Raw genomic sequence first — 26,613 nt, forward strand, 5'->3', positions numbered from 1 at the left:
CACACCGGAGAAAGGCCAATCGGACATACGTCGAGGCGCGGTCAGGCGGCCGCCTCCTCCGCCGTCTCGGCCGCCGCGTGCAGCGGCTCGCGCTCGTAGACGGTGCTCGGAACGCGCTTGTAGGGCTGCTCCGGCTCCTGGTGCTCCTCGTGGTAGGCGGAGTCGGCGTTGACGGCCCACAGATCGTGGTCGGCGCCCTGCGTGATGTTCTCCACCGCGCGCATGGCCGTCAGCATCGAGTGATCGGAGTTGTTGTAGCGGTGCAGGCCGTTGCGGCCGACCTGCTGCAGGTTCGAGAGCCCCGCGAGCCACTCCTTGATGACCTCGACGCGCTCGCCGTAGTCGGCGTCGTACATCGGGTACGCCTTCGGGACGCGGGTGACGTAGCCGCGCTCGACCTTCTCGGCCTTGGCCAGGCCCAGCTGCTCGATCTCGCGCTTGGCGAGCTCGACGAGGTCGTCGTCGTCGGACTCCCACAGGTCGTCGCCCTTGAAGCAGAAGTACTCCATGCCGATCGACGCCTTGGACTGATCGGGCACCATCCACGGGCTCCAGGAGCGGAAGTTCTGGATCCGGCCGACGCGGACGCCGGGCTCGTGGATGTAGATCCAGTTGTCCGGGAACAGGTCCTCGCCGTCGATCACGAGCGAGATCGTGAGGAAGTCGCGGTAGCGCAGGCCTTGCGCGGCGGCCTGCACGGCGCCCGTCGCGGCGGCGCCGGACATGCCGACGGTCGCGCGCAGCGGCAGCGAGGAGATGACCTGGGAGGGCTCGATGCGCTCGCCGCCGGCCTCGATCGCGATCACGCGGCCGTCGCGGACCTCGAGCTTGGTGACCGGCGTGTTGAGCCGGACCTCGCCGCCGTTGGCGATGATCTCGTCGGCCATCGTCTCCCACATCTGCCCCGGGCCGAAGCGCGGGTAGTGGAACTCGTTGATCAGCGACTTGATCTTGTTGCCCTTGTTGCCCATGAAGGCCGCCTTGGCGGCCGAGAAGAACGACAGGCCCTTGATGCGCTGGGCGGCCCACTCGGCGCGGATCTCGGTGCAGGGCGTGCCCCACACCTTCTCGCTGTAGGTCTTGAAGAAGTGCTGATAGAGCCGCTTGCCGAAGCGGTTGGAGACCCACTGCTCGAGGTTGTCCTCACGGCCCTTGGGCTTGACGGCCGCCCACAGGTAGGACGCCATGCAGCGCATGAGCTCGATCGGGCCCAGCTTCTTGATCACGTCGGTGCCGTTGAGCGGATAGTCGAGGAACTTGCCGTTCCAGTAGATGCGCGACATCCGCGGGCGCCGGAGGAACTCCTCCTTCATCACCTCGTGCCAGAGGTCGTCGACCTCCTTGGACTTGGTGAAGAAGCGGTGGCCGCCCAGGTCGAAGCGGAAGCCGTCGCGAACCTCGGTCTTCGCGATGCCTCCGACCTGGTCCTCCGCCTCGAACACGATGACGGGACGCCCCTCCTTCGCAAGCAGGTATCCGGCCGTGAGACCGGCGGGGCCGCCGCCGAGGACAGCGACCGGCTTCTCGGGCCGGAACCGACGAGGCGCGTCGGCCGGCGTGTAGTCAACGGTGGACATGGCTCTCACCTTGCCCGCTTCACCGGCGATTCCCGCGCCTTGCTAAACCCCGCTAACAGCCCCTAACTCGCGACCGGGCTCTAACCTCAAGCCGGTGCAGGCGGCCACCGCACTGGACATCCTGCTCGTCGACGACGACCGTCCGCTTCGCGAGATGCTCACCCGCTCCTTCGAACGGGAGGGCCACCGGGTGACGGCGGTCCCGGACGGCGACACCGCGCTGAGCGCCGCGTCCGAGCGGGCGTTCGACGTCGTGCTGCTCGACGTCGCGCTCGGCGCCGGCCCGACGGGCTACGACGTCGCGCGCATGCTGCGCTCCCGCCGCGACGTCGTGCCGATCATCATGCTGACCGCGCTCGACTCCGAGGCCGACGCCGTCCAGGGCCTGGAGGCGGGCGCCGACGACTACGTCACCAAGCCGTTCGGGCTCGCCGAGCTGCGCTCGCGCATCCGCGCCGTGCTGCGCCGCGCCCAGGGCCGCGTGGTCGAGGGCGCGCTGCGCGTCGGCCCGGTGGTGCTCGACCGCGACCTGCGCCGCGTCACCGTCGAGGGCGAGCCGGTCAAGCTGACGTTCAGCGAGTTCGAGCTGCTCGCCTGCCTGATGTCGCGACCCGGCTACGCGTTCAACCGCCAGGAGCTCCTGCGCGCGATCTGGGGTGACTCGGCGTACCGCGACCCGCGCGCGATCGACGTCCACATCCGGCACCTGCGCGAGAAGCTCGAGGCCCGCCCGGAAGAGCCGAGCCTCATCCTGACCGTCCCCGGTCAGGGCTATCGCTTCCGAGAGGCATGATCCCGCGCGCGCTCCGGGGCCTGCGAGGGCGGCTGCTGCTGGCCCTCGTGGCCACGAGCGCCGTCACGCTGGCGGTGGCCGCGGCGGTCACGCTGAGCCCGTTGCGCGAGCGCCTGCGCCAGCAGAGCGTGGACAACCAGGTGAGCGCCGTCGAGGACGCGGTCACGGGCTTCGAGAGCGCGATGAGCGCGACCGTCGAGAAGCTCAAGATCCCGGAGAAGGACAAGCACGGCAGGCCGCTGACCGCAAACGAGAGGCGCCAGGCGATCGACGGGGCTCGCGCGGCGCACCTTCAGGAGGCCTACAGCAAGCTGTACGCGCCGGCCAGCGAGGTCCGCCAACGCACCGACGCACGCGTGCTCGTGCTCGCGCCGACGCTCACGTCGCTCTCGGGAGAGGCCCCCGACTTCCTCTACGACGACAGCGGCAGCGACAGCACGAGCGACGCGATGCGCGTGGCGGTGCAGGCGTCCAACCAGAGCACGCAGGTCGTCTCCTTCGACGGCGACGACCTGCTCGTTGCCGAGCCGCTGTACGCGAGCGGCGAGAAGTTCGCCGGCGTCGTCGTCGCCCAGCGCCGGCTGACCGAGGTCACGAGCGTCGTCGGGCTGGTGCGCAACGCGCTGATCGCCGCCGCGGCGATCGGGCTCGCGGTCGCGATTGGGCTCGGCCTCGCGCTCTCGGGCACGCTGACGCGCCGCCTCGGCCGGCTGGGCCGTGCCGCGCTTCGGATCACCCGCGAAGGCCCGGAGGCGCCCTCGCCGCGCGACGACGGCCGCGACGAGGTCGGCGACCTCGCGCGGGCGCTCGCACGGATGCAGGAGGAGCTGCGCCGGCAGGAGGCGGCGCGGCGTTCGTTCGTCGCCACCGCCTCGCACGAGCTGCGCACGCCGCTGACGATGCTGCAGGGCACGATGGAGCTGCTCGACGAGGACCTGCAGGGCGACTTCGACCTCGATGACGCGCAGGAGCAGGTCGCCAACGCGCGGCGCGAGCTGCGGCGACTGTCCGCGCTCGCGAGCGAGCTGCTGGATCTCTCGCGCCTCGACGCCGCCGTGCAGCTGCGCTCCGAGCCGGTCGAGCTGGGCGAGCTGGCGCGCGCCGTCGGCGCCGAGTTCGCGCTGCGCGCGGCCGAGGTCCAGGTGCCGATCGAGGTCGTCCCGCCGCCCGAGCCGTGCTGGGCGAAGGCGGATCCGGCGGCGTGCGCGCGGGTCGTGCGCATCCTGATCGACAACGCGCTGCGCTACGCGCCCGAGGGCGAGCCGATCGTGATCGTCACCGAGCGGCTGGGCAACCGCGTCGTCGTCGAGGTCGCCGACCGCGGTCCCGGGGTGCCGGAGGAGGAGCGCGAGCGCATCTTCGAGCGCTTCCACCGCGGTCGCGCGGCGGGCGCCGAGAGCGGCTTCGGCCTCGGCCTCGCGATCGGGCGCGAGCTCGCCGAGCGCATGGGCGGCACGCTGCTGCTGGAGGACTCCGACGCGGGCGCCTGCTTCCAGCTCGCGCTGCCCGCGACTACCGGGTCTTCACCAGCACCGTCGCCTGCACCGGATTCGGCCGCGGCGGCGTGAACTCCGGCGGCTGGATCGCCGTCACCTCGAGATTCGCGAAGTTGCTCAGGTACTGCGACCACTCCTTGGAGCGGATCCGCACCAGCTTCGTCCACGGCGCGTTCCAGCGGTTCAGCGCCCATGTGATCGGCTCCACCAGCGCCACGCGATGGCCGACCGGCAGCGCGTCGAGCAGCGGCTTGAGGTCCTTCGAGGGCGTCGTCGCGTCCAGCCGCGTGACGCCGTCGCGCCAGTCCCACACGCCGACGTCCGACAGCGGCCCCGTCAGGGTCGCGTACTTGAGCCCCCGCGGCAGGTAGTAGTGCAGCACCGGGACGGTCTCGGGCTGCGTCGAGATCACGAGGTCGCCGGGCGCCAGGCTCGGGCCGATCGCGTGCGCGACCGCGCGCACGTTGCTCTTCTCCACCGGCGCGGCGTCCTGCGCCCACATCACGACCACGAGCAGCAGGCCGACGAGGCCGAGCCGCCCGGCGCCGGCGAGGCCGCCCGCGGCGAGCAGGATGAACGGCGGCAGCGCGATCGCGAAGTAGCGGTTCGCCCACGCCGGCGAGACCTGCGACATCAGCCAGGCGAGCACGATCGTCAGCACGCTCAGGATCGCCAGCACGGCGACCGCGCGCGCCCTCGGCGACAGCCGCTCGCCCGGCTCGCGGCGCTGCCACAGCGCGAGCAGGCCGGCGCCCGCGCAGATCAGGAGCACGATCTGCGGGATCCGCCCGAGCAGCTGGCCGGGCACGCCGAGCAGCGCGTCCAGCGCCGGAGCGTCCGACCACGGCGCGCCCGTGTGGGCCGCCTGGTAGAGCGTCGTGGGGATCCACGGCAGGTAGAGGACGAACGCGCCGCCGAAGCCGAGCAGGCCGTCGCGCACGAGCTCGCGGCGACGGTCGCCGAGCAGGAGCAGGAGCCCGTAGGAGACCAGGCACGACAGCGTGAGGAAGATCGCCCAGTTGTGCGTGTACAGCGACGCGGCGAGCGAGAGCGCGAAGCCGGCGATCCACGGTCTTCGGTCGCCGTCCTCGTCGAGCACGTACGCGCGCAGGAAGCAGGTCGCCACCGGGATCGCCAGCAGGGCGATCAGCGAGTACATCCGCGCCTCCTGGGCGTACTGGCTCAGGAACGGGTTGAAGGCGGCGAGCACCGCCGCGATCCATGCCGCGCGCGGGCTGCCCCAGATCGCCCGCCCCGCCCACCACGACGCCGGGATCGCGAGCAGCGCGAACGCCAGCGAGAGCGAGCGCACGCCCGCCTCGGAATCGCCGGCGACGGCGAGCCAGAAGTGCAGCAGCATGTAGTACAGCGGCGGCGCGCCATCCTCGCGAAGCGCGTGCGGGATCGCGCCGAGCGAGCGATCCGCGATGCCCGCCGAGATTCCCTCGTCGATCCAGAAGCCGATCGAGATCTCGCGCGTGCGGATGAGCAGCGAGACGGCGACGAGCACCCCGAGGCCCGCCGGGACCACGACACGCGGGTCGCCGAGCGCCCTCGCACGCAGCCTCCACGCCGGACGCGAGGCGTAGGTGGCCATGCGCCTCAGCTTACCCCGGGCACGACGACCCGATGACCCAGCGCGCGGTGCGCGCCTTCTCCGGGAAGCGCGGATCGTGGGACAGGGACGTGAACGACGGCGTGATCGTCGTGCCGGGCGGATAGGCGAAGATCTCGGTCCGCATCTCGTGCAGGTGCATGTACCAGGCGACGGTCTGCGTCTGGAATGCCCCCGTATACACGGTCCCGCACGCCTTCAGCTTCGCCGGTCCGCCGCCGGCCGCGATCGCGTCGGGCACCGAGCCGTACAGGTCGGCCTCGTCCTTGACCGTCTGCGCCCCGGCGCGCAGCTCGCCGACGTCCTCGCTCACGAACGGGTACGCGAACGCGGCGGCCGCGAGCACGAGCGCGCCGGCCGCGACGATGCCGAAGCGCCGGTGGGCGAGCCGGACGGCGCCGACCCAGCCGGCGCCGGCGAGCACGCAGACGAGCGCGGCGGGGAGCGCGACGTAGCGCAGGTTGCCGGCGAAGCCGAACTGCGTCATCAGCGCGACGGAGACCATCAGCACGCTGCCGATCGCCGCCATCGTGAGAAACAGCCGATCGCGCGACCGCAGCGCCCCGATCACGGCGATCGCGCCGCCGAGGTAGACCGGCGGCGTCAGCACCGACGCCGAGCGGCCGAAGACCTCCAGGAACGGGTGCGCGGCGAACGCCGCCGAGTCGGGGTTCGGCTGGCGGGCGCGCGTCGCGGCGCGCAGGAAGTCGCCCGATCCGAGGTACTCGGGGACGAACCACAGCAGCCCGAGGCCGACGCCCCCGCCCACGACGAGCGCGAGCGTACGCGGCCCGCGGTCGCGGTAGAGCACGTAGAGGCCGTAGAGCGCGATGAACGGCCACACCTCCGGCCGCAGCAGCGCGGCGGCGAGGCCGAGCGCGAACGCGTCCTTGTGGCGCCCGTCGAGGTGGCGCTCGAGCGCCCAGAGGCAGACCGCGACGAGGATGCCCTCGGAGTTGCCGCGCGCGAAGTTGAAGATGAAGTCGTCGGCGAGGAACAGCGCGGCCGCCGCGATCACGCCGGCGACCGGACCCGCGAGCCGCGCGCCGAGCCGATAGGCCATCGCGAACGCGAGGATGCCGCCCGCGCGCGCGATCGCCAGCCAGGCGAGCGGGGCGCCGTGGTCGCCGAGCAGCGAGAACGGCGTGGTGAAGATCACCGGCAGCGGCTTCCACGACGGCCCCGTCGTGGTCACCAGGTCGCCGTGCAGCACCTCGCGGCCCCAGATGATCCACGCCCACGGGTCATACGTCGGCACCGACGGGAGCAGCAGCGAGAGCGTTGCCAGCGCGAGGCAGGCGAGCAGCAGCGCGCGCCACGGCCGCACGGCGGCCGCCGCCGTGGGGGCTCCGGGCGCGGGCAGCGCACGAGGGAGCAGCGTCGGATACGAGGTCACGCGCACGGTCGACAGGCGAATCTAGACGGGCGCAAGGCGTAGCACCCGTACCCGCTCATGGTGCTTAATGGCTCATCCGGACTCGCCGGTCGCCCCGGCGCGGGCGCTACCGGATGCCGAGCGCGGCGGCGACGCCGGAGTCGACGCCGGCGGAGAGGTCCACGTGCTCGCCCGGCGTGCCCCACGCGGCGAGCCCGCGATCGAGCGCGGCGATCGGCAGTCCGGCGGCGTCGGCGAGCTCCTGCGCGCGCCGCTCGAGCAGCAGCCGGTCGCCGGACACGAGCGCGCGCTTGGCGGCCAGCGTCGCGGCGTCGTCCTCGACGAAGTGCATCGCATCGGCGGTCAGCGGATAGCGCCCGGCGGCGCCGAGCACGGCCAGCAGGTCGTAGCGGGCGCCGCGCGTGAAACCGGGCAGCGCGAGGCGCTCGAACACGCGCGCGAAGCGGCGCTCGGGCGTCCAGCTCTCCTCGCCCATGAAGGCCGCCTGCTGGGAGCCGGCGCGCTCGACCCACGCCTGGTAGGCGTCGACGGTGCGCTGGTGATTCCCGTCGCCCAGCGCGTGTAGGAAGGCCGCGAACGTCGCCTTCTCGATGTCCGGCTCGGTCGCGACGTCCTCGTACGGGCCCGGCGGCTCCAGCCGTTCGGCGGCCTGGGTCAGCGCGACGGCGAGACGCTCGGCGTCCGCGGTCGCCCGCAGGCCCGGGACGAGCGGGTTGCGGTAGCCGTCGTCGGCGGCGCGGGCGAGCTTGCGTGTGACGACGCCGCCGGACCGCGCGGCGGTGGCGCGGCGCGTGCGGCCGCCGCTGCTCGAGGTCGTGCGCGGCCGCGTGGTGCGCGCAGGAGCCTGCTTGCGCAGTTTCTCATCCAGCTCTCGCGAGCAGATCGGGCACTTGCTCGTAAGGCGGTTGTGGCGGCAGAACATGCCCGGCATGGCTGGCGATCACGCTAGCGGGTTCGGAATCACAACCGCTCCCCGCGCGGGGGCGAGCGTGACGGAGCGCCGCCGCATCCGCTCTCCGGCCGCCCGATCGGGCCGCAGCGCAAACCGCGACGCGACCGCCCGCAGCACCTCGCGCAGCTCCAGGCTCGCGAACGCGGCGCCCAGGCAGCGGCGCGTCCCGCCGCCGAACGGGACCCAGCTGTAGGGCTCCGGCGCGCCGTCGAGGAAGCGCTCCGGCCGGAAGCCGGTCGGGTCCGGCCACAGCTCCGGGCGGCGGTGCGCGAGGTACAGGCACGGGCTCACGTACACGCCGGGCGGGAGCGTGTAGCCGCCGACCGTCCACGGCTGCAGCACGCGTCGCGACGTGATCGAGAGCACGGGGCGCACGCGCAGGACCTCCTTGGCCGTCGCGTCGACGTACGCGTCGTCGTCGCGACAGCGGGCGAGCGCCTCCGGGTGGCGCGCGAGCCGCTCGAGCGCCCACGCGAGCGCGGTCGCCGTCGTCTCGTGCCCGGCGGCGAGCAGCGTCACGAGCTGATCGCGCAGCACGCGGTCGGACGGCTCGGCGGCGGCGAGCAGATCGAGGATGCACGTAACGGCGCTGGAGGCGCGCCCCTGCGGGTCGACCGGAGAGTCGAGGCCACCGAAGGCGTTGCGGACGGCGAAACCCTGTCTCCGGCGGGCCTCGGCGATCCGCGCCAGGAGCAGCTCGTCGATCTGCGCGACCGCGCGCATGAACGCCTTCGTCGGGCCGGTCAGCGACATCCCGACCAGCTTCGGCGTCGAGTTGGTCATGTCGAGCGCCCTGCGCAGCGCGTCGCGCAGCTCCTCGTCGCGGCTGCCGAAGACGACGCGCTGGATCACCTCGAGCGTGAGCCGCTGCATCCGCTCGCGGGCGCGCAGCGGCCGACCCGGCTCCCACGTGTCGAGCTCCGCGTGCGCGATCTCCGCCATCGTCGCGCTCCAGCGCCGCAGCGCGTCGCCGTGGAACGGCGGCAGCACCTGCCGGCGCCGGCGCAGATGCTCCTCGCCGTGCAGGACCAGGATCGAGCTGGGGCCCGTGAACGGCTCGAGGAACGCCGCGCTCTCGCCTCCCTGCAGCATGTCCGGCGAGGCCGCGTAGACGCGCTTGATCTCGGCGGGGTCGGAGACCAGCACCATCGGCGCGTCAGACCACGCGGTTCGGATCGTGAACGGCTCCCCGTACCGCGCCTGCGCCCGCCGCAGCAGCGCGGTCGGGCGGAGGATCCACTCGACGGTCTGCAGCGCCGCCGGTTCACGCGGGCCGGGTGGGAGCACCGGGTGAACGCTACGTCACAGCGCGCGCATCGGCTCCGCGGCCTGCTGGGCCTCGACGTCGGCGGGCGCGGCCGGCAGCGCGAGCGCGAAGCGGCCGCCCGGCCCGTCCTCGAGCGCCAGCTCGCCGCCCATGCGCCGCGCCAGCTCGCGCCCGATCGCGAGCCCGAGCCCGAAGCCCGGCGAGGCGCTCGCCTCGCCGCGGCGGAAGCGCTCGAAGATCGCGTCGCGCTCCTCGTCCGGCACGCCCGGCCCGCCGTCGAGCACGCGCACCACGACGACGCCGCTGCGGCGCTCGGTGCGGACCTCGACGACGCCGCCGCCGTGGCGGTAGGCGTTGTCGACGAGCAGGCGCACGATCCGCGCGACGCCGTCGGGATCGCCGAGCGCCCAGCAGCGCTCGGCGTCGATCGCCGGCGACGGGCGGAACTCGGCGGCGACGGCGCGCACCAGCTCGCCGAGCTCGATCGGCTCGCTGCGCGGCGTGATCTCGGCGTCCAGGCGCGACAGGTCGAGCAGGCCGTGCGCGAGCCCGCCCAGGCGGCGTGCCTGCGTCAGCGCGGAGTCGATGTCGGCGCGCACCGCGTCCATGTCGGGCTCGTCGTCGCCGGCCTCCTCGGAGACGAGCTCGAGCAGGGTCTGCAGCGATGCGAGCGGCGTCCGCAGCTCGTGCGAGGCGGTCGCCACGAACGTCCGGCGCGCCGTCTCCTGCGACGCGACCCTGGTCTGGAGCGCCGCGAACGCCCGCGCGAGCTCGCCGATCTCGTCGCGGTGGGCATCCGGCTGCACCGGCGCGTCGTCGCTGACCGCGTCGCGCAGCGCGTTCACCCGCCGCAGCATGCGCCCGCTCAGCAGCAGGCCGCCGGCGAGCGCGAGCAGCAGGCCGGCGCCCGCCGCCGCCGCGAACGCCGCCTCCACGACCGCGACCGTCCGCTCGACGTCGCCGAGGCGCTTGCGCAGCGCGACCGCGTACGTGCGGCCGCCGACGCGCACCGGGACCGCGGCGCTGGCCACGTCGCCCGAGACCTCGTGCTCGCTGTGGCGGGAGATCAGCACGCGACGGGCGTCGGCGAGCCCGACCGTGTCGTCGGGATCGGTGTTCTGCACCACGCCGCGGTGGGAGATCAGGATCACCTCCGCGCCCGAGGTCCGCGCGAGGTCGTGCACCACCCTGGCGACGCGCGGGTGGCCGTGCGCGAACTCCGGCCGGGCCGCCTCGCCGTGCAGCTGCAACGTGCGCGCCGCGTCGGCGCGCAGGCGCGCCTGAAGCGGCGGCAGCAGCGTCACCGCCGCCACCGCGAGCGACGCGGCGGCGGTCGCGAACAGGGCGAGGACGAGCCGGGCGCGCAGCCTCACGGCGCGAGCCGGTATCCCGCTCCCCGCACCGTGAGGATCAGCTCCGGCCGGTCCGGCCGCGCCTCCAGCTTCTCGCGCAGGTGGCGCACGTGGACGTCGATGCCGCGGGGGTCGCGATAGGCGGAGTCGCCCCAGATCGCGCGCATCAGCTCCTGCCGGTTGAAGAGCCGGCCCGGCGAGGACATCAGGGCCGCCATCACCTCGAACTCGCTGAAGGTCAGCTGCACCGGCACGCCGTCGCGGCGCAGCTCGCGCGCCCCGCGGTCGAGCTCGAGCCGGCCGGTGCGCAGCACGTCGTGCTCGGCGCGCGGGCCGGCGCGGCGCACCACCGCGCGGATGCGGCTGCGCAGCTCGGCGAGGCCGACCGGCTTGGCGACGTAGTCGTCGGCGCCCGCCTCCAGCCCGAGCACCGTGTCGGCCTCGGTGTCGAGCGCGGTCAGCATGATGATCGGGACGGTGTTGCGGCGCTCGCGCAGGGTGCGGCAGACCTGGAAGCCGTCGGGGCCGGAGCCGAGCGCCGCGTCGAGCAGCACGACGTCGAACGTCCCGGTGCTCGCACGATCGATCGCGGCGCGGCCGTCGGGCACGGCGAGCGTGTCGTGGCCCTCGCGCCGGAAGGACCGCGTCAGCGCCTCGCGCAGCGTGGACTCGTCGTCGACGATCAGGATCGAGAGCGGGCGGTCGGGCATCATCCTCTCCTGGGGTACCGGCGTGTCCTGAGCGGTGCATGAACCGCATACAGCGGCACGCCCACCCGGGCGGAGAGGTTGCGGCCGTGGACCTTCGCCCAGCGCGCCGCCCGCCCGCAGCCGCCGGGGCCGAGCGCGCTGTGCGGCCCGCAGCGCCCCGCCACCAGGACGTACGCGACCTCGCGGTGGCGGACGTCGGCGATCAGACGCCGCAGCGGCGTCAACGGGTGGCCGGCGCGCGTGCCGAGCATCAGCACCGGACGGGCGTCCTTGGCGATCAGCGGTGCCGCCTTGACCGCGGTCGCGGTCGCGACCTCGTAGCGCTCGCCCTTGGTATGGCGCTGCAGGAAGGCGGAGAGCCGGTCGACGGTGGATGCGGGCAGCTGCCCGAGGTGACCGGAGTCCGAGCTTGCGTCGTCGACGACGGCGAGCGCGTGCGCGGCGGGCACCGCGAGCACGGCGGCGACGGCGCAGGCCATCGCCCAGCCGGGCATCCGCGCCCAGCGGCCGAGGGCCACGATCCCGCCTCCGAGCGCGAGCGCGACGGCGGGCGCGAGCGCGTCGAGGTAGCGGGTCTGGAGGCCGTGGAGGAATGAGAAGAGCCCGAAGCCCGTCAGCAGCCAGGCGCCGACGCCGAGCGCGCCGGCGAGCGCGAGGCGACCCGGCGGCGCGAGGGTCGCCGCGTCGCCGGCGGGCGCGTCTTCGCGCGCGCGCGCTGCCGCGCGCCATCGGCCGGCGACCGCGACCGTCAGTGCGATGGCCGCGACGCCGCCGAGGATCAGAGCGGGCACGAGCTCGGTGCCGAGCAGGGCGCCGAGGTGGCCGCCGGCGCCGACCAGCCGCCCGGCGCCCGGCGGGCCGGGCGCCTGCGCGACCGCTGCTGCGGCGTGGTGAGCCGGGCGCATGGCGGGATCGAGCCGGTCGATGCCGTCGTAGCCGAACGCCGCGCTCAGCGCGCTGCCGTTGCCGGAGCCGAACGCGAACGGCTGCTCGCGCCCGGGCGCGGTGGTCACCACCGCGAGCCAGCTCAGCCCCACCGCCAGCGCGACCGACGCCGTCAGCGCGAGCCGCGAGAGCCGCTCGCCGATCGGTAACGAGCTCGCGGCGACGTAGAGGAGCGCCAGCGCCGGCACGGGCACGAGCGCCTGGAACAGCTTCACGTTGAACGCGAGCCCGATCGCCGCGCCGGCTCCCGCCAGTGCCCACTTCCCGCCGCGGCTGCCGCTGCGCACGAGCAGCACCGCGGCCAGCAGCGTGAGCGCCGTGGCGAGCGCGTCCATCGTGTCGCTGCGCGCCGTCAGCACCGCGACCGGAAGCACCGCGAGCGCCGCCGCGGCGGCCAGGCCGGCCGCCGGCCGCCACAGCATCCGCCCCAGCACGTACACGAGACCCACGCTCGCCGCGCCGGCGAGCGCCTCGGGCACCAGCAGCGACGCCGTGCTGAAGCCGAGCAGCTTGGTCGCGACGACCTGGGGCCACAGCGCGGGTGCCGGCTTGTCGATCGCCACGCTCCCGCCGGGCTCGAGCGCGCCGAAGAGGAAGTCGTGCCACGACGTCCCCATGCTGCGCACGGCGGCGTCGTAGAACGGGTCGGGGCGGACGCGCGAGAGGTCGGTGAGCCGCAGGGCGAGCGCTCCCGCGGCCACCGCCGTCCCGCCGGCGATCGCGGCGACGGCGGGGAGTGCCGCGGCGACCGGCCGGACGGAGACGACGCGCGTCAAGTCAGCGGCTCCAGCCGGCGGCGCAGCGCCAGCAGCTCGCGCACGGCGCGCGCCACCACGCGCGGGCTCGTGCCGCTCTGGCGCCCGGCCGTGCGCGGGCGGTGGTGGACGCCGAGCTCGGCCAGGCGCGCGTCGCGACCGAGGAGCTGGACGAGCAGCTCGGTCGAGATCGTCGCCCCCTCGGACTCCAGCGGCAGCCCATGCAGGAGGCTGCGGCGGATCAGCTTGAAGGCGCAGTCGACGTCGCGCACGGGCAGCTTGAAGGTGCGGTGGACCAGCTGGTTCCAGACGGCCGCGGCGACGATCCGGCCGTACGGATCCTGGCGGTCGATGCGATAGCCGACGATCGCGTCGTGGTCGCTCGCCAGCGGGACGAACCGCTCCAGCTCGGCGAGGTCGAACTGCAGGTCGGTGTCCGTCAGCAGGATCCACGGCTGCCGCGCCGCGGCGATGCCCGACCGCAGCGCGGCGCCGTATCCGCGGTTGCAGGGATGCACGACGACGTGGACAGACGGATCCGCGGCCGCGAGCGCCGTGGCAATCTCGAGCGTGCGGTCCCGGCTGCCGTCGTCGACGACGATCACCTCGTGCACGAGCGCGTGGCGCCGGCCCGCCTCGGACGCCATGCGAACCGCGGCGGCGAGGTTCGGCGCCTCGTTGTGGCACGGGAGGACGATGGAGACGCCCGCGAGCGCGGTGGCGGGCGGAGCGGCGAGCGTTGCGGTCATGCTCTCGAGGCTGCCCCTGCGCGCTTTGCCCGCCGTTGCCCGGCTATGAGGATCGCGTTAGCGCCGCATCGCCCAGAGCGCGATTCTTGGGCGAGTTCGCCGACGCCCGTGCCAGGCGCGCAATCGCGGGTGAGCTCGCGGGCAGGCGCTGAATCCCCGCGGATGGTTCGACGGGCGAGTTCGGTCAGCGCAGCAGCTTGTGCAGGAAGCGCGCGTTGTCGCGGCCCACGGCGGTCGCGCCGGGGCGGGCGCCCAGCCGGTGCAGCGCCGGCGCGGTGGCGGGCGCCCAGATGGCGAGCAGGAAGACCGACAGCGCGATCGCGATCGCCCGCGGGCCCGCGCGGCGCGAGAGGGCGGCGAAGGGCAGGACCCACAGCACGTACCACGGCATCGCCCAGCCCAGCGTGAGGACCAAGAGCGCGAGCCCCCACGCCGTCGCGGTGACCCAGTCGCGTGTCTTCCACGTCCAGATGACGAGCCCGATCGTCAGCAGCACGAGCGCGACGTCGAGCTCGCCGCGCACCTGCGCGTCCAGCCCGCCGTGGCCCGCCGCGAGGCCGAGCAGGTTCGGCAGGCTCAGGCTCGCGACCAGCCGTGCCTGGTCGTCGTCGTTGGGCAGGTGGCCGTGGAAGGCGAGCCAGGTCATCAGCAGCATCGCGGCGCCGCCGGCGGCCACGCCGGCGACCGTGCGCCCGCGGCGGCCGGAGCCGGCGACGAGGATCGGGATCGCGAGGCCGGCCGTCAGCTTGACCGCCGCGGCCGCGGCCCACGCGCTCCCGCCGAGCACCTCGCGCCGGTGCACCATCAGCAGCGCGCCGCCCAGCAGCAGCGCCATGAAGAGGACGTCGTTGTGGACGCCGCCGACGCCGTAGACGAGCACGAGCGGGTTGAGCGCGACGAACGCGACGGCGCGGGCCGCGTCGCGCCCCAGCGCGCGGGCCAGCGCGGCGGTGAGCGCCGCGACGGCGAGCGCGGCGACGCCGACGACGGCCTTGAGGATCCAGTACGCGGTCGCGAGCGAGAACGGCGCGAGCGTCTCGGTGAAGAGCGTGAACAACGGCCCGTAGGGACTCGGCAGGTGATGCCAGGTGCTGTACGCGTACGCGGGATCGGCCGCGGCCTGGACCGGCAGCGCCGTGTACGGGTTGAGCCCGAACAGCGGCTGCATGCGCCCGTAGTGCAGGTAGTTGAACGTGTCCGTCAGCGAGAACGGCGGCGCGAGCGTGAGCACGAGGACCGACAGCCCGGCCGCGGTGAAGACGGCGGGGAGGCGCATGCGCGGCGCGGTGGCGACGGCGAGCAGCCAGCACGCCGTCATCGCCAGCAGCGTGAGGGTGAGGTCCCAGCGCAGGCTGCCGACCGTGTGGGTGAGACGCGGCCACAGGCCCGCGAGCGGCCCCGCGAGCCACGGCGCGTCGCCGTGCAGCCGCGGCGGAGCGAGGAAGGATGGCCGCTCCGCCGCGGCGAGCGCGACGCCGAGCGCACCCGTCAGGACGCCCGTCATCGCCAGTGCTCCAGCGGCGCCCTCGGCGAAGGAGCCGAGAGCGCCGCGGGCGCGCGTCGCGACTGCGGAGCGGGGGGTCTCAGGCCGGGTCTGCCTGATGGAGGGTTCCGCGGTACGCGTCATCACCCGACGCTAAGGACGCTCCGTTGCGATCGTGTTGGGGACCGCGAAAGGTCGTGTTGGACGTCCGCACGCCCAGACCGGGGGCCGGATTGGGCGCGTGTTGGGGCGCCGTGAGGATCGCCTTTCACCGCCGCCACGACCGGCCTTCGCGCGCCTAGCGTCGACGTCGTGCGCACGCAGCTGCTCAGGTTCATCGCCGTCGGCGCGTCGAACACGGCGATCACGCTCGCGGCCTACGCGGCGGCGCTTCGGCTGGGGGTGCGCTACCTCCCGGCCGGTGCGGCCGCGTACGCGCTCGGCGGCGTCAACGGGTTCCTCCTCAACCGCACGTGGACGTTCGCCCATCGCGGTCACATCCTCCCTGCTGGCGCACGTTACGCGGCTGTGACGGCGGCCGGCATCGTCGCGAATCTCGCGCTGCTGCGCGCCGCGATCTCGCTCGGCGTGCCGCGCGCCGCGGACGAGGTGGCCGCCGTGGCGCCGGTTACGCTGGTCTCGTTCGCCCTCAATCGCGCGTGGGCGTTCGCCGTCATCGATGACCCGTCGCTCCCGCCTGCTCTGGTCCCTGACCGCGGCCGTCGCCGCCTGCGGCGCGCTGCTCGCACTGGCCGCGCGGACCCAGCAGCCGCCCGCGATCGCGGCTGAGCCCTGCAGCCCGGCACCGGGCGACCGCATGCTCGGCACCGCGCTGCTACACGTGCCCAAGCACGCGAAGGCGCCGCTGGCGCTCGTGCTCGCGTTCCACGGCGCGGGCGGGGACGGGCCCGGGATGGCGGGCTACAGCGGCCTGTCGCAGACCGCCGATCGCTACGGCTTCGCGGTCCTCTACCCAACCGCCGGCTCCGCGCGGCACTTCTGGAGCCTCAACGCGTCGATGAAGCCCGACGACGTCGCGAGCATCAAGGCGCTGCTGCCGCAGGCGATGACGGCGGCGTGCGCCGACCCGGCGCGCATCTACGCCACCGGCGTGTCCAACGGCGGCGGATTCGCCGCGCGGCTGGGCTGCGAGCTGGCCGGGACGATCGCCGCCGTCGCGCCCGTGGCCGGCGGCTACCGCGCACTGGACGACTGCCCCGACGGCCGCCGCACGTCCGTGCTCGAGATCCACGGGACGAGCGATCACGTCGTCCCCTACGGCGGCAAGCCGCCGGACTACAAGGGCGCGGTCTCCGGCTTCCTCGCCGGCTGGGTGCGGCGCGACGGCTGCGACGCCACGGCCACGCACACGCGCCCCGAGAAGGGCGTCGTGCGCTTCACCCACGCGGGCTGCGCCCCCGGGCTCGCCGTCGAGCACCTCCGGCTCACGGGGACCGACCACGGCTGGCCCGGCGCGTCACCCCCGTTCCCGCGCCACAACCCCTCCCAGCTCGAGGCCAACGAAGAGGTGTGGCGCTTCTTCGCCAAGCACCGGCTCGTGCCGGGCGGCGGCGCCGGATGAGCGCGACCGGCGCGCCGGCTCGTGCCGGGCGGCGGCGGCGGATGAGCGCGACCGGCGCGCCGGCTCGTGCCGGGCGGCAGCGGCGGATGAGCGCGACCGGCGCGCCGGCTCGTGCCGGGCGGCGGCGCCGGATGAGCGCGACCGGCGCGCCGCCTCGTGCCGGGTGAGCGCGCGGCGGGCGCATCAGCTCGTCCGCAGCGCCTCCGTCGGCGACAGCCGGGCCGCGCGGAGCGCGGGGTAGAGCCCGGCGAGGGCGCCCACCGCCGCCGCCACGCCGACACCGCCCACCAGCGCGACCGCCGGCAGCGACGCCGTCCACCCCTCCGACCGCGCGTAGCCGAGCGTCACCGCCGCGCCCAGCAGCGTGCCAGCGAGCCCGCCGCAGGCCGCCAGCAGCAGCGACTCCGCGAGGAACTGCACGCCGACATGGCGCCGGGTCGCGCCGAGCGCCCGCCGCAGCCCGATCTCCGACCGCCGCTCGAGTACCGAGATCACCATCACGTTGGCGATCCCGACGCCGCCGACCAGCAGCGCGACCGCGCCCAACCCGAGGAAGAGCGACGTGAACGCCGTCTTGGCCGCCGCCTTCGCCTCGAGCGCGTCGGACGGCCGTGAGACGTTGACCTCCTCCGGGTGCTCCGGGTTGGCCGTGCCCCCGAGCAGATCGCGCGCCTGCGCCACGCGGTCCGGATCCGTACGCACGTATACGGTCGAAGCGTTGCGGTCCGCGCCGAACAGCGACGCGGCCGCGTCGAAGCCGATCAGCGCCGCGCTGTCGAGCCCCTCGGCGAGGGTCACCGGATCGAGGATCCCGATCACGCTGAACCAGCGGTCGCCGATCCACACGCGCGAGCCGGCGTCGTCGAGGCCGAGCGTGGCCGCCGCGTCCGCGCCGAGGACGACCGCCGGATAGCGGGCCGTCGCGGCGTCGAGGAAGCGGCCGTGCGCGAGCGTTGCGCCGACGGTCGCGAGCAGCGACGGGTCCGCCGCGGCGACCGAGATGCCGCCCGTCTCGGCCTCGTCGACGAACGGCGAGCGGCGCACGGTCTTGCCGGAGATCGTCTCCGTCGCGGCGACCTGCTCGACACCGCTCGCGCGCCGCAGCATCGGACCGGCGGACTCGGGCAGCACCGCGTCCTCGCCGAGGAACGACTGGCCGGGCGCGACCCGCAGCAGGTTCGTGCCGAGCCGGTCCAGCTGGGCGAGCAGATCGGCCTTCGAGGAGTCCGAGATGCCGAGCACGGCGACCATCGATGCGACGCCGATCGCGATCCCGAGCGCCGAGAGCGCCGCACGGGCGCGGCGCACCCGCAGCCCGAGCGAGCCGGTCCGCACGACGTCGGCCGGCGACAGCCGGCTCGGAGCCAACGCGCTCATGGCGCCACCCCGAGCGGCGCGCCGGTGTCGACCACGATCAGGCCGTCGCGCAGCTCGACGCGCCGCGGCAGCGACGCCGCGATGCCGTGGTCGTGCGTGATGATCACGATCGTCGAGCCCTCCCCGTTGAGCGCACGCAGCAGCGCGAGGATGCCGGCGCCGGAGCGGCTGTCGAGGTTGCCGGTCGGCTCGTCGGCGAAGACGATCGCCGGCCTGCCGAGCAGCGCCCGCGCGATCGCCACACGCTGGCGCTCGCCGCCGGACAGCTTCGACGGCGGATGATCGAGCCGGTGGCCGAGCCCGACCCGCTCGAGCGTCTCACGTGCGCGCCTGCGTCTCTCGGTGGCATTGGCACCGGTGTACAGCAGTCCCGTCGCGACGTTGTCCAGCGCGCTCATCCCGTCGAGAAGAAAGAACTGCTGGAACACGAAGCCGATCAATCGCGCGCGGATTGCGGCCAGCTCGCGGTCGCCCACCGTGCCGGCGTCGTGCCCGCCGACGCGCACCGCGCCCGACGACGGCCGCTCGAGCGTCCCCATCACGTGCAAGAGCGTCGACTTGCCCGAGCCCGACGGTCCGACCACGCCGACCAGCTCGCCGGGATGCACGGCGAGCGAGACGCCGGCCAGCGCCTCGACGCCGCCCGGGTAGGTCCTGCGGACGTCGAGCAGCTCGAGGACCGGCGTCATTGCGCCGTCACCACCCGCATGCCCTCGCGCAGGCCGGACCCCGACACCTCGACCCAGTCGTCCGCGTACAGCCCGGGCTCGACAGCGATGAAGCGCCCGTTCGCGGTCTCGACCGCGTAGCCCTCGCCCTGGCGCGCCACCAGCGCCTTCACCGGCACGGCGAGCACCCCGCGGCGCCGGTCGACGGCGAAGCTCACGTCGACCGGAGCCTGGTCGAGCCGCGTGCCGCGCGCGCCCTTCCCGCGCAGCTCGACCGTCACGTCGATCGTGGGATCCGCGTCCCTCGCCGCCGTCGCCACCGCACCGACGTCGCTGATGCGCCCGCGCGCCGTCCCGCCCTCGGGCATGTCGACCGTCACCCGGTCGCCCACGTGCACGATGCGCTGCCGGCGAGCGTCGAGCTTGACGGTGATGACCCGGCGGGTCGAGGACACCGACGCGAGCGGACGGCCCCGCGACATCGCGTCGCCGACCGCCGCCTTGGCCTCGGCGATGCGCGTCGCTCCACTCCGGAACACGATCTGCCCGAGCTCGAGCGTGCCGGTCCGATCGAGCCCGCGGTCGGCCTGGAAGTCCTCGACGGCGGCCGTGGTGTCGGCGTCCCAGTCCTCGTCGACCGTGCCCGGGTCGTAGCCGAGTGCGCGCAGGTTGCGCTCGAGCTGCCGGACATCCGCGCCGTCGCTCATCCCCGGCGCGAAGCGCCGCCAGGCGGGAAGGCTCCCGTAGAGCAGGAACGCGGCCGGCTTGTCGCCGAGGTCGTACAGCGAGTGCCCGCGCGTGATCACGGCACCCGGGTCCGGGAGGCGGGTGAGCACGCCCGCCCGGGCCGCGTCGACGACCCCTTGGTCGTCGTAGCCGAGCGTGCCGCCGATCCTCTCGCGGTCGACGAGATCGCGCTGCTCGACGGCCGCGGTGGCGCCCACCGGCGCGGCCGCCGCGGGCGCGGCGGGGTCTGGGCTCGCGAGCAGCATGCCGCCCGCGACCAGCGCGCCGGCGGCGACCACGCCACCGGCCGCGACGCGCGCGCGCCTCACTGCGACTTCCCCCCGATCGGCACGCCCATGCCGCTCTCCTTCTGGCACGCCTTCGCCGCCTCCTGGAACTTCGGGTCGTTGGGGTCGATGCCGCTGCTCTTGTCGATCCGCATCGTCATGCGGCCGCTGTCGTCGAACTGCGGATCGGGCATGTTGAAGCCGTGGTCGCGCATGCACTTGGAGTTGGCGAGCGCCCGCTTGCGCATGTCCGCCTGCTGCTCCTCCGACATCGCCGGCGGCTTGACCTCGTCCTGGAAGTGCCGGCACGCCGTCTCGGCGGCGCGCGCCTTCTCGGGATCGGTCCCCTTGCCCTCGGTCATGCGGACGGTTCCGCGGCCGTTGGCGTCGAACTGCGGATCGGCCATGTCGACGCCGTGGTCGCGCATGCACTTCGCGTAGTCGAGCATCGCCTTCTTGGCCTTGGCTTGCGTGCCGTCCTGCGCGCCGGAGGACGTGGGCTTCTCACCGCCGCACGCGGCCACGGCGAGGGATGCGGTCGCCGCGCAGGCGGCGAGCAAGAGGCGTGTAGTCATGGCCCCAATGGAGCCGGTCGCCGCTGAGAGCCCCGTTTCCCGAACCTAGGGAATTGCTGAGAGACGCAGGCGCAGCAGCGCGCCTTCGCCGTCGGCCGCCTCGGCGGTGACGCTGCCGCCGTGGCTCTCGGCGACCTGGCGCACGATCGCGAGGCCGAGGCCCGAGCCCGGGCGGCCGCGCGCCTCCGCGGCGCGGTAGAAGCGCTCGAACACGAGCGAGCGCTCGCCGGGCGCGATGCCCGGCCCGTAGTCGCGCACGGTCAGCTCGCCGTCGCGCAGGCGCACTTCGACCGATCCGCCCGGCGGACTCCACTTCGCCGCGTTGTCGAGCAGGTTCGCCACGGCGCGATCGAGCCGGGCGGGGACCCCGCGGACCAGCGTCGGCTCGAGCTCCGGCTCGAAGCACACGCCGGGTGCATGCCGGCGCGCGCGCTCCACCGCGGCCTCGACGAGCTGATCGAACGCCAGGTCCTCCACCGCCGGCGGATCGGGCTCCTCGTCGCGCGCCAGCTCCACCAGGTCGCCGACGAGCTCGGTCAGCTCCTCGAGCTGGACGACGACGTCGCGCCGCAGGCGGTCGCGATCGCCGGCGTCCGGCGGGCCGCCGCGCGCAATCACCTCCATGTTGGTGCGCAGCGAGGTGAGCGGCGTGCGCAGCTCGTGCGAGGCGTCGGCGACCAGCCGGCGCTGCGCGTGCTGGGAGCGCTGGAGCGCCTCGAGCATCGTGTTGAACGCGCGGGCGAGGCGCGACACCTCGTCCTCGCCGCTCGTCTCGATCCGCTGCGACAGGTCGCGAGTGGTCGCGACGTGCTCGGCCGTCGCGGTGAGCTCGGCCACGGGGCGCACGGCAGTGCGCGTGGCGAGCCGCGAGAGGAAGACGGCGAGGCCGATGCCGGCGAGCGTCAGCAGCGCGAGGGCCAGCCGGAGCTTGGACAGCGCGCCGTCGACCTCGGTCAGCGAGCGCGCGGTCACGAGGATGTTGCCGGGGCCGACCGACGTCGTATAGACGCGCACGTGGACCCCGCGCACGCGCTCGTCGGAGAAGAACGGCGCGCGCTTTCCGTCGGCGACCTCGCGCGCCTCGCTCGAGCGCGCGAGGCCGGGCACCGCGCTCACCTCGCTCTTGGAGATGCTCTGGACGAACACCTGGGGCGCGCCCGTCAGCACGGAGAGCCCGCTCTCGGCAGTGTCCGTGGGCGGCGCGACCGCGACCTTCGAGACCTCGCTGCGCAGCGCCGTGTCGATCTGCCCGCGCAGCGTGCCGCGGACGATCACGTACGCGAGCACGGAGCCCAGGATCACCGCGACCGCCACCGCCGCGGCGCAGGACAGCGCGAGCCGGCGGCGGAACGTCATCGCTCGCGCAGCACGTAGCCGACGCCGCGGACCGTGTGGACCAGCCGCGGCTCGCCTCCGGCCTCGAGCTTGCGCCGCAGGTAGCCGACGTACACCTCGAGCGAGTTCGACGACGTGCCGAAGTCGTAGCCCCAGACGTGCTCGAAGATCTGGCCGCGCGTGAGCACCTGGCGCGGGTGGCGGAGCAGCAGCTCGAGCAGCAGGTACTCGGTGCGGGTCAGCTCGATCGCGCGGTCGCCGCGCGCGACGGTGTGGCCGGCCGGGTCGAGCACGAGATCGGCATGGCGGAGCTTCTCGGCCGCCGGTCCGCCGCTGCGCCGCAGCAGCGCCCGCAGCCGGGCGGAGAGCTCCTCGAGCGCGAACGGCTTGACGAGATAGTCGTCGGCGCCGGCGTCGAGGCCCTTCACGCGGTCGGGCACCGCATCGCGCGCGGTCAGCATCAGCACGGGCGTGCGGTCGCCGGCGGCGCGCACGCGGCGGCAGACCTCGAGCCCGTCGAGCTCAGGCATCAGCACGTCGAGCACGATCGCGTCCGGGGCCTGCTCGGCGAGCGCGTCGAGCGCCTCCCGGCCGCCGGCGGCGAGCTCGACCTTGTAGCCGTCCATGCGGAGCGCGCGGTCCAGCGCGTCGCGCACCGAAGGCTCGTCGTCCACTACGAGGATGCGCACCGACGGGATCGTCGGCGAGCAACCTGAGAAGTCGCTAAGGGGTTCCTTAGGAGTTCGTCGAAGGAGATCCGCCGCGGATGGGCCGCATCGGGCGCACCCGGCTCCTACAGCCAGGGATCCAGCGGGAGGCGGCCGGGATAGCCGGTCTCCGCGGCGTGCCAGTGCCCGATCTCGGGCTCGTCGACCTGCCAGCTGAGGTAGACCTCGCGCCCGTCGCGCAGGGCGGGAAAGTCGATCAGGCCCGCCTCCAGATCGCGCACGAGCAGGTCCAGCGCCTCGAGCTGCTCGAAGCCGAGCGACGCGGTGACCGCCGCCCGCGCCCGCAGGCGGCCGGCCCACGCCCCGCCGGTGACCTCGGCCAGGGTGGCGAAGCCGGAGTCGAACCCCTGGTCCTGGAGGAGTCGCTTCGCGTCCTGCAGGCGGCGCACGGTGGCCCGGACGAGGGGGATGACCTCGTTGGCGGTCTCTCTCGTGTAGTGGCGCTCGTGCAACATCGTGGGAGGGGTGTTCCCGATTATCGTGGCGAGCACTCCCTCGCCTCCAACGGGACTACGCGGAGGACCAGGTCGCCGTTCAGAGATGGCGCGGGCGAAGCACTCCGAGGCGCAGGCGGCCGCGGCGCTCGGCGCGCCGGATCCGCCGGCGGCGCGTGTGCAGGAGCGAGATCAGCTCCGGGGTGCGATGCGCCGCGTCGGACACGAGCAGCCCGTCGCGGATGGAGAGCGCGGCGATCGGCTCGCCTCCGGACTCCGCGATCAGGACGTCGCCTTCACGCGCGCGGCCTGGAAGCTCGCCGGCAGCGGCGAGCGCGGAGTCGAGCCGGGCGAGGCGGATGAGCCGGCCGGTGTCCGACTGGCCGGCCAGCCGCACATCGATCGGCGCGGCCGTCTCGCCGCGGGGCAGGGCCTCGAGGCCGTAGGCCTTGGCGAACGCGGGATGTGGGACTGGGAACATGCTCGTCACCGCCGTTTGGGTTATGGGAGTTACGATACCACCGTACCCGGTTTGTCGGTTACGCATCGCTAGAATCCGTCCGATGCACGACGCGGACCGGCCGGCACCTGGGGATCTGCGGCTCGTCCAGCGGCTCGTGAACACGCTCGATCTCGAAGAGGGGACGGACGCGTTGTCTGATACGTGGCCGGACTCGGCGGAGCTGGCTTCAGGTGCGCTCTCACAGGAGGACGTGGCGCGCGTCGCGATATTCCGCGAGGCCGTGCGGCGGCTGCTGCTGGCGCACAACGGCGGCGAGGTCGACGCGGACGCCGTCGCGGCCTTGGAGGCCTTCGGGCGGGAGGCGTCGGTGCGCGTGAGCTTCGGCGCCGACGGATCGCCGCGGCTCCAGGCGGCGGCAGCGGGCGGCGACGAGGTGATCGCCCGGCTGCTGGCGATCATCGCCCAAGCCGCGGCCGAGGGCACGTGGGAGCGGCTGAAGGTTTGTCCCGCCGACGACTGCCGATGGGCGTTCTACGACTTCTCCCGCAACCACTCGCGCACGTGGTGCGACATGAAGGTGTGCGGGAACCGCGCGAAGGCGCGGTCCTACCGGGCGCGGCGCTAGTCGGGCAGCTCGAACTGCTCGTCGGCCACCGACAGCAGCGCCGGCTCGCCGGGGCGCGCGGCGATCGTGATCGGCAGGTCGGGGTTGCGGGTCGCGAACTCGGCCGTCGCGACGCTGCGGCCCCCGAAGCTCGCCGCGAGCTGCTTGACCACCGCGGCGAGGTGCTCGATCGCGCCGATCGGGCCCGACAGCTCGCCGCTGTGGGGGTCGATGCTGATCGCCGTCGCGGGGATCTGCCGGATCTCGGGCAGCGGGTGGGGCTCCGCGGGGACGAGGGCGCCGTGCGGGATCGTCGCGACGCTCTCGTCGTCCGTGATCCGCGTGTCGCCGCTGTCGTCGAGGTCGACCATCAGCGCGGGCTCGTCCGCCCCGCGGTCGATCAGGAGCACGACGCGGGTCGCGTTGGCGGCGTCAGCGAAGGCGCGCGCGGTGGCCACCGCGTCGCCGTGGCGGGCAAGGGCGATCAGTGCCGCGGGGTCCACGCGCGCTGATGCTACGAGGCCGCCGCGCCGGCTGTGCGCGCCTCGACCTCGTGCGGGTTCTCCGCGTAGCCGCCCCTGACGTAGCTCCACCACATCCGCAGGCGGTGATCCTGGTCCTGCCAGACGTGGCACAGCTCGTGCGCGATCAGGCTCGCCGAGGTCTGCGCGAGCGGGTGCTTGAGCAGGATGAAGGGACCCATCTCGTAGCCGTGGAAGCGCCGGAACCACGGGAAGCGGAACAGCCACGGAACGTGGACGATGCGCACGTGGTCGATCCTGACGGGCGTGGGATAGAAGCCGAGCGTGTCGAGCGTGGCCTTCGCGCGCCGCAGCGCGGAGAGCTCCTCGGCGGAGCGCTTCAGGCCCACGGCGTCACCGCGCGCCCCGGGCGCGTCACTCCTCCCCCACGATCTCGCGGATCCGACGGGCGGTGTCCTCGTCGACGTCGCCGAGCAGCGGGGCGATGTAGGCCGCGTACGCGTCGCGCGCGAGTGTCGCCTCGCCGGCGGGAGCGGCGGCGTTGCGGGCCGCGGCGTGCCGGGCGGCGTCGAGGAACACGCCGGCGCCGAGCCGCGCGAGCTCGGCCAGCGGCAGCAGCCGGGCGAGCGCGGCGGCCGCCGTCTCGTCACCGCCGGCCGCGGCGTTGAGCGCCTCCACGAGCGCCTGGCCGGCCGGCGCCGGGACGTCCACGACCGCGAAGCGGCGGAGCAGCGCGGCCGACGCGCGCGGGGTGCGCGCCGCGGTCGCGACGAGCCGCCAGGCGGAGTCCGGCTCGGCCTCCTCGCCGCTCGCGAGCAGCACAGGCAGGCCGGCGAGGAACGAGGACAGCTCGCCGAGCGACCGGTCCAGCCGCGCGCGCTCGAGCTCGTCGACGATCACCCAGCGGCCGCGCTTGGCGGAGTCGACCAGGAGCTCGCGGTCGTCCCAGCGGTGGCGGGCGGTGATCAGCGTCGCGCCGTGCGCCCGCCCGGCCTGCGCCGCCGCCCGCGCGACCGCGAGCGCCAGCGACGTCTTGCCCGACCCCGGCGCCCCGGTCAGGATCACGTGCTTGCCGACGGCGAGCGCGGCGGCGACGTTCGCATAGACCGAGGCGGGCAAGCGCAGCCCGGCGCTCTCGGCGGCACCCCGGATCGCGGCGGGATCGACGAACGCGCGCGGGTCGCCGCGGAGCTCGGCGTGGGCGGGGGGCGGGGGCGCGGGGGCGCCGGCGGGCGGCACGGCGGCGGCACCGGCGGGCGGCGTGACATCCACCGGCGGCGGCGAGAGCGGCGGCGCGGCGGTGTCGGCGGGTGGCGCAGAGGCCGCGATCTCCTCGGGCGGCGTGGCCGGGAGGCCTCCCACGACGGTCTCGTAGCCCTCGCCCGACGCGGGCGGGGCGACGCCGCCCGGCGGGTCGGCGGAGAGCGGGTCTCCGGACGGCGCGGCGAGATCGGACGCCCGCGGGACGACCGGGGGGCGGATCTGCGTCGCGTCGTCGGGCTTCGGCTCGGGAAGCTGACCCTCGCCGTTCGACGAGGCGGGCGCCGCAGACGCGGGCGCCGCCGCCCACTCCGCCTCGGCCTGCGCGCGCACCGCGTCGGCGCCGCCCGGGTTCAGCTGCGCGGCGATGTCGGGCAGCGACATGTGCACGGGCAGCGTGAGTTCACCGCGGACCTGCTCGCCGGTCGCGGTCAGCCGGTGCTGGCCGTCGATCAGCTCGACGTCGGCGAGCAGCGTCAGGTACCGCTCGCCCTGGATCTGGAACGTGTTCTCGTTGTCCCACCCGGCGCGCCCGAGGTACGCCAGCGAGCGCCCGAAGTCGAGCGTGGACACCCGGCTCCCGGGCGCGACCGACGACAGCAGGCTGAGGCCGATCGCCATCCCGTGGAAGATCGAGTCGGTCATGTGCTTCTCGCGCAGCTGGCGGCGCAGCCACTCCGCCTGCTGCGGCGAGACGTCGAACGGCGCGCTCTCGTCCCCTGCGCGCACGTAGCGGCGGCCGACCTCGGTCAGCTCGACGATCCCGCGATCCTCCTTCACGAGCCCGGTCGAGCGCGCATAGGAGACGAAGTGCCGCAGGCGGCCGAGTGCGTTCTCGAGTCCGGGCGCGAACAGCTCCTCCAAGGTGAACTCCGTCACGAACTCGTCCGTCCGGAGCCGCCCGCGGCGCTCGATCGCGCGGAGGAGGCCGTGGGAGTCGCCGATGCGGGGCGCGGGGATGGGGCGCATGGGCCCGACCTTAACCGCGTGCGCCGGCGCGCG

General features: G+C 74.4%; 26 protein-coding genes. 5 read left to right on the forward strand and 21 right to left on the reverse strand.

The genetic code is table 11. The annotated features are described in order from the left end of the window. Positions 1 to 41 precede the first annotated feature (41 nt). Entirely contained in the window at positions 42 to 1,577 is a 1,536-nt protein-coding gene (locus tag H958_RS36370; RefSeq protein ID WP_051324084.1) for an NAD(P)/FAD-dependent oxidoreductase, read from the reverse strand. Between the two features lie 94 nt (positions 1,578 to 1,671). On the opposite strand from H958_RS36370, the gene H958_RS0110710 reads away from it, so the two are divergent. Continuing rightward, complete coding sequence (locus H958_RS0110710) at positions 1,672 to 2,370, forward strand: response regulator transcription factor (RefSeq protein ID WP_028058672.1); 699 nt, start codon at positions 1,672 to 1,674, stop codon at positions 2,368 to 2,370. Beyond that, positions 2,367 to 3,938 (forward strand): HAMP domain-containing sensor histidine kinase, encoded by a 1,572-nt coding sequence (locus tag H958_RS43140; protein WP_051324085.1) that lies wholly within the window; start codon positions 2,367 to 2,369, stop codon positions 3,936 to 3,938. Before H958_RS0110710 ends, H958_RS43140 begins: the two co-directional genes overlap by 4 nt. Here H958_RS43140 and H958_RS0110720 read toward each other — a convergent pair. The 9 genes from H958_RS0110720 to mptB form a co-directional block, all read right to left on the reverse strand. Next, complete coding sequence (locus H958_RS0110720) at positions 3,883 to 5,463, reverse strand: glycosyltransferase family 39 protein (protein WP_028058673.1); 1,581 nt, start codon at positions 5,461 to 5,463, stop codon at positions 3,883 to 3,885. The two genes, H958_RS43140 and H958_RS0110720, sit on opposite strands and share 56 nt — an antisense overlap. Positions 5,464 to 5,473: 10 nt before the next feature. Then, a complete protein-coding gene (locus H958_RS0110725; protein WP_028058674.1) occupies positions 5,474 to 6,883 on the reverse strand; it encodes a hypothetical protein in 1,410 nt (469 codons plus the stop codon). Positions 6,884 to 6,983: 100 nt separating this feature from the next. Continuing rightward, entirely contained in the window at positions 6,984 to 7,808 is an 825-nt protein-coding gene (locus H958_RS0110730; protein ID WP_028058675.1) for an alpha-glutamyl/putrescinyl thymine pyrophosphorylase clade 3 protein, read from the reverse strand. A gap of 9 nt (positions 7,809 to 7,817) precedes the next feature. Then, positions 7,818 to 9,116 (reverse strand): cytochrome P450, encoded by a 1,299-nt coding sequence (locus H958_RS0110735; RefSeq protein ID WP_051324086.1) that lies wholly within the window; start codon positions 9,114 to 9,116, stop codon positions 7,818 to 7,820. A 15-nt stretch (positions 9,117 to 9,131) separates the two neighbouring features. Next, positions 9,132 to 10,469 (reverse strand): sensor histidine kinase, encoded by a 1,338-nt coding sequence (locus H958_RS47475; RefSeq protein WP_051324087.1) that lies wholly within the window; start codon positions 10,467 to 10,469, stop codon positions 9,132 to 9,134. Beyond that, entirely contained in the window at positions 10,466 to 11,158 is a 693-nt protein-coding gene (locus tag H958_RS47480) for a response regulator transcription factor (protein ID WP_028058677.1), read from the reverse strand. Before H958_RS47480 ends, H958_RS47475 begins: the two co-directional genes overlap by 4 nt. After that, positions 11,158 to 12,879 carry a glycosyltransferase family 39 protein gene (locus tag H958_RS0110750; RefSeq protein WP_028058678.1) on the reverse strand — a complete coding sequence of 574 codons (1,722 nt, stop codon included), beginning with the start codon at positions 12,877 to 12,879 and terminating at the stop codon, positions 11,158 to 11,160. The genes H958_RS47480 and H958_RS0110750 overlap by 1 nt, the downstream gene beginning before the upstream one ends. Then, the gene (locus tag H958_RS0110755) at positions 12,876 to 13,607 is read right to left on the reverse strand and encodes a glycosyltransferase family 2 protein (RefSeq protein WP_028058679.1); all 732 of its coding nucleotides are present in this window, start codon (positions 13,605 to 13,607) and stop codon (positions 12,876 to 12,878) included. The genes H958_RS0110750 and H958_RS0110755 overlap by 4 nt, the downstream gene beginning before the upstream one ends. A gap of 184 nt (positions 13,608 to 13,791) precedes the next feature. Continuing rightward, positions 13,792 to 15,111 (reverse strand): polyprenol phosphomannose-dependent alpha 1,6 mannosyltransferase MptB, encoded by a 1,320-nt coding sequence (mptB, locus tag H958_RS0110760; RefSeq protein ID WP_028058680.1) that lies wholly within the window; start codon positions 15,109 to 15,111, stop codon positions 13,792 to 13,794. 291 nt (positions 15,112 to 15,402) lie between these two features. On the opposite strand from mptB, the gene H958_RS36385 reads away from it, so the two are divergent. Together H958_RS36385 and H958_RS36390 are read left to right on the forward strand one after the other, a co-directional pair. Next, positions 15,403 to 15,879: a GtrA family protein gene (locus H958_RS36385; RefSeq protein WP_037409885.1), complete on the forward strand. Its 477-nt coding sequence runs from the start codon at positions 15,403 to 15,405 to the stop codon at positions 15,877 to 15,879. Further along, on the forward strand, positions 15,770 to 16,672 hold the full coding sequence (locus H958_RS36390; RefSeq protein ID WP_081685777.1) for an alpha/beta hydrolase family esterase: 903 nt from the start codon (positions 15,770 to 15,772) through the stop codon (positions 16,670 to 16,672). The genes H958_RS36385 and H958_RS36390 overlap by 110 nt, the downstream gene beginning before the upstream one ends. Positions 16,673 to 16,855: 183 nt before the next feature. Here H958_RS36390 and H958_RS0110775 read toward each other — a convergent pair whose 3' ends face one another. The 8 genes from H958_RS0110775 to H958_RS0110810 all read right to left on the reverse strand — a co-directional run bounded on the left by H958_RS0110775 (position 16,856) and on the right by H958_RS0110810 (position 23,283). After that, positions 16,856 to 18,049: an ABC transporter permease gene (locus H958_RS0110775; RefSeq protein ID WP_028058681.1), complete on the reverse strand. Its 1,194-nt coding sequence runs from the start codon at positions 18,047 to 18,049 to the stop codon at positions 16,856 to 16,858. Beyond that, complete coding sequence (locus H958_RS0110780) at positions 18,046 to 18,738, reverse strand: ABC transporter ATP-binding protein (protein WP_028058682.1); 693 nt, start codon at positions 18,736 to 18,738, stop codon at positions 18,046 to 18,048. Before H958_RS0110780 ends, H958_RS0110775 begins: the two co-directional genes overlap by 4 nt. Next, on the reverse strand, positions 18,735 to 19,772 hold the full coding sequence (locus H958_RS36395; RefSeq protein ID WP_037409886.1) for a peptidoglycan-binding protein: 1,038 nt from the start codon (positions 19,770 to 19,772) through the stop codon (positions 18,735 to 18,737). Before H958_RS36395 ends, H958_RS0110780 begins: the two co-directional genes overlap by 4 nt. Continuing rightward, positions 19,769 to 20,305 carry a hypothetical protein gene (locus H958_RS36400; RefSeq protein ID WP_156027898.1) on the reverse strand — a complete coding sequence of 179 codons (537 nt, stop codon included), beginning with the start codon at positions 20,303 to 20,305 and terminating at the stop codon, positions 19,769 to 19,771. The genes H958_RS36395 and H958_RS36400 overlap by 4 nt, the downstream gene beginning before the upstream one ends. A gap of 45 nt (positions 20,306 to 20,350) precedes the next feature. Beyond that, positions 20,351 to 21,661 carry a HAMP domain-containing sensor histidine kinase gene (locus H958_RS0110795; RefSeq protein ID WP_028058683.1) on the reverse strand — a complete coding sequence of 437 codons (1,311 nt, stop codon included), beginning with the start codon at positions 21,659 to 21,661 and terminating at the stop codon, positions 20,351 to 20,353. Next, complete coding sequence (locus tag H958_RS0110800) at positions 21,658 to 22,329, reverse strand: response regulator transcription factor (RefSeq protein ID WP_028058684.1); 672 nt, start codon at positions 22,327 to 22,329, stop codon at positions 21,658 to 21,660. Before H958_RS0110800 ends, H958_RS0110795 begins: the two co-directional genes overlap by 4 nt. Positions 22,330 to 22,433: 104 nt before the next feature. After that, entirely contained in the window at positions 22,434 to 22,859 is a 426-nt protein-coding gene (locus H958_RS0110805) for a DUF2203 domain-containing protein (RefSeq protein ID WP_156027900.1), read from the reverse strand. Positions 22,860 to 22,902: 43 nt separating this feature from the next. Continuing rightward, a complete protein-coding gene (locus H958_RS0110810) occupies positions 22,903 to 23,283 on the reverse strand; it encodes a hypothetical protein (protein WP_028058686.1) in 381 nt (126 codons plus the stop codon). 82 nt (positions 23,284 to 23,365) lie between these two features. Between H958_RS0110810 and H958_RS0110815 the strand changes: the two genes are divergently transcribed. Next, entirely contained in the window at positions 23,366 to 23,890 is a 525-nt protein-coding gene (locus H958_RS0110815) for a CGNR zinc finger domain-containing protein (RefSeq protein WP_028058687.1), read from the forward strand. On the opposite strand, the gene H958_RS0110820 is transcribed toward H958_RS0110815, so the two are convergent. Genes H958_RS0110820 through H958_RS0110830 form a run of 3 tightly spaced genes read right to left on the reverse strand, consistent with a single transcriptional unit; the run spans position 23,887 to position 26,580 of the window. Further along, positions 23,887 to 24,372 carry a hypothetical protein gene (locus H958_RS0110820; protein ID WP_028058688.1) on the reverse strand — a complete coding sequence of 162 codons (486 nt, stop codon included), beginning with the start codon at positions 24,370 to 24,372 and terminating at the stop codon, positions 23,887 to 23,889. The genes H958_RS0110815 and H958_RS0110820 overlap by 4 nt on opposite strands. A gap of 11 nt (positions 24,373 to 24,383) precedes the next feature. Beyond that, complete coding sequence (locus tag H958_RS0110825; RefSeq protein WP_028058689.1) at positions 24,384 to 24,740, reverse strand: hypothetical protein; 357 nt, start codon at positions 24,738 to 24,740, stop codon at positions 24,384 to 24,386. A gap of 25 nt (positions 24,741 to 24,765) precedes the next feature. Continuing rightward, positions 24,766 to 26,580 carry an AAA family ATPase gene (locus H958_RS0110830; protein ID WP_028058690.1) on the reverse strand — a complete coding sequence of 605 codons (1,815 nt, stop codon included), beginning with the start codon at positions 26,578 to 26,580 and terminating at the stop codon, positions 24,766 to 24,768. Positions 26,581 to 26,613: the final 33 nt, after the last annotated feature.

The sequence above is a fragment of the Candidatus Solirubrobacter pratensis genome (assembly GCF_000425945.1).
GTDB lineage: Bacteria > Actinomycetota > Thermoleophilia > Solirubrobacterales > Solirubrobacteraceae > Solirubrobacter > Solirubrobacter pratensis.

Excerpts from the sequence above, each read along its gene's own strand:
- H958_RS36370 (WP_051324084.1), bottom strand. The coding sequence starts at position 1,577 with ATGTCCACCGTTGACTACACGCCGGCCGACGCGCCTCGTCGGTTCCGG.
- H958_RS43140 (WP_051324085.1), top strand. The coding sequence starts at position 2,367 with ATGATCCCGCGCGCGCTCCGGGGCCTGCGAGGGCGGCTGCTGCTGGCC.
- H958_RS0110720 (WP_028058673.1), bottom strand. The coding sequence starts at position 5,463 with ATGGCCACCTACGCCTCGCGTCCGGCGTGGAGGCTGCGTGCGAGGGCG.
- H958_RS0110730 (WP_028058675.1), bottom strand. The coding sequence starts at position 7,808 with ATGCCGGGCATGTTCTGCCGCCACAACCGCCTTACGAGCAAGTGCCCG.
- H958_RS47480 (WP_028058677.1), bottom strand. The coding sequence starts at position 11,158 with ATGCCCGACCGCCCGCTCTCGATCCTGATCGTCGACGACGAGTCCACG.
- H958_RS0110755 (WP_028058679.1), bottom strand. The coding sequence starts at position 13,607 with ATGACCGCAACGCTCGCCGCTCCGCCCGCCACCGCGCTCGCGGGCGTC.
- mptB (WP_028058680.1), bottom strand. The coding sequence starts at position 15,111 with ATGACGGGCGTCCTGACGGGTGCGCTCGGCGTCGCGCTCGCCGCGGCG.
- H958_RS36390 (WP_081685777.1), top strand. The coding sequence starts at position 15,770 with ATGACCCGTCGCTCCCGCCTGCTCTGGTCCCTGACCGCGGCCGTCGCC.
- H958_RS0110775 (WP_028058681.1), bottom strand. The coding sequence starts at position 18,049 with ATGAGCGCGTTGGCTCCGAGCCGGCTGTCGCCGGCCGACGTCGTGCGG.
- H958_RS0110780 (WP_028058682.1), bottom strand. The coding sequence starts at position 18,738 with ATGACGCCGGTCCTCGAGCTGCTCGACGTCCGCAGGACCTACCCGGGC.
- H958_RS36400 (WP_156027898.1), bottom strand. The coding sequence starts at position 20,305 with ATGACTACACGCCTCTTGCTCGCCGCCTGCGCGGCGACCGCATCCCTC.
- H958_RS0110795 (WP_028058683.1), bottom strand. The coding sequence starts at position 21,661 with ATGACGTTCCGCCGCCGGCTCGCGCTGTCCTGCGCCGCGGCGGTGGCG.
- H958_RS0110810 (WP_028058686.1), bottom strand. The coding sequence starts at position 23,283 with ATGTTCCCAGTCCCACATCCCGCGTTCGCCAAGGCCTACGGCCTCGAG.
- H958_RS0110815 (WP_028058687.1), top strand. The coding sequence starts at position 23,366 with ATGCACGACGCGGACCGGCCGGCACCTGGGGATCTGCGGCTCGTCCAG.
- H958_RS0110830 (WP_028058690.1), bottom strand. The coding sequence starts at position 26,580 with ATGCGCCCCATCCCCGCGCCCCGCATCGGCGACTCCCACGGCCTCCTC.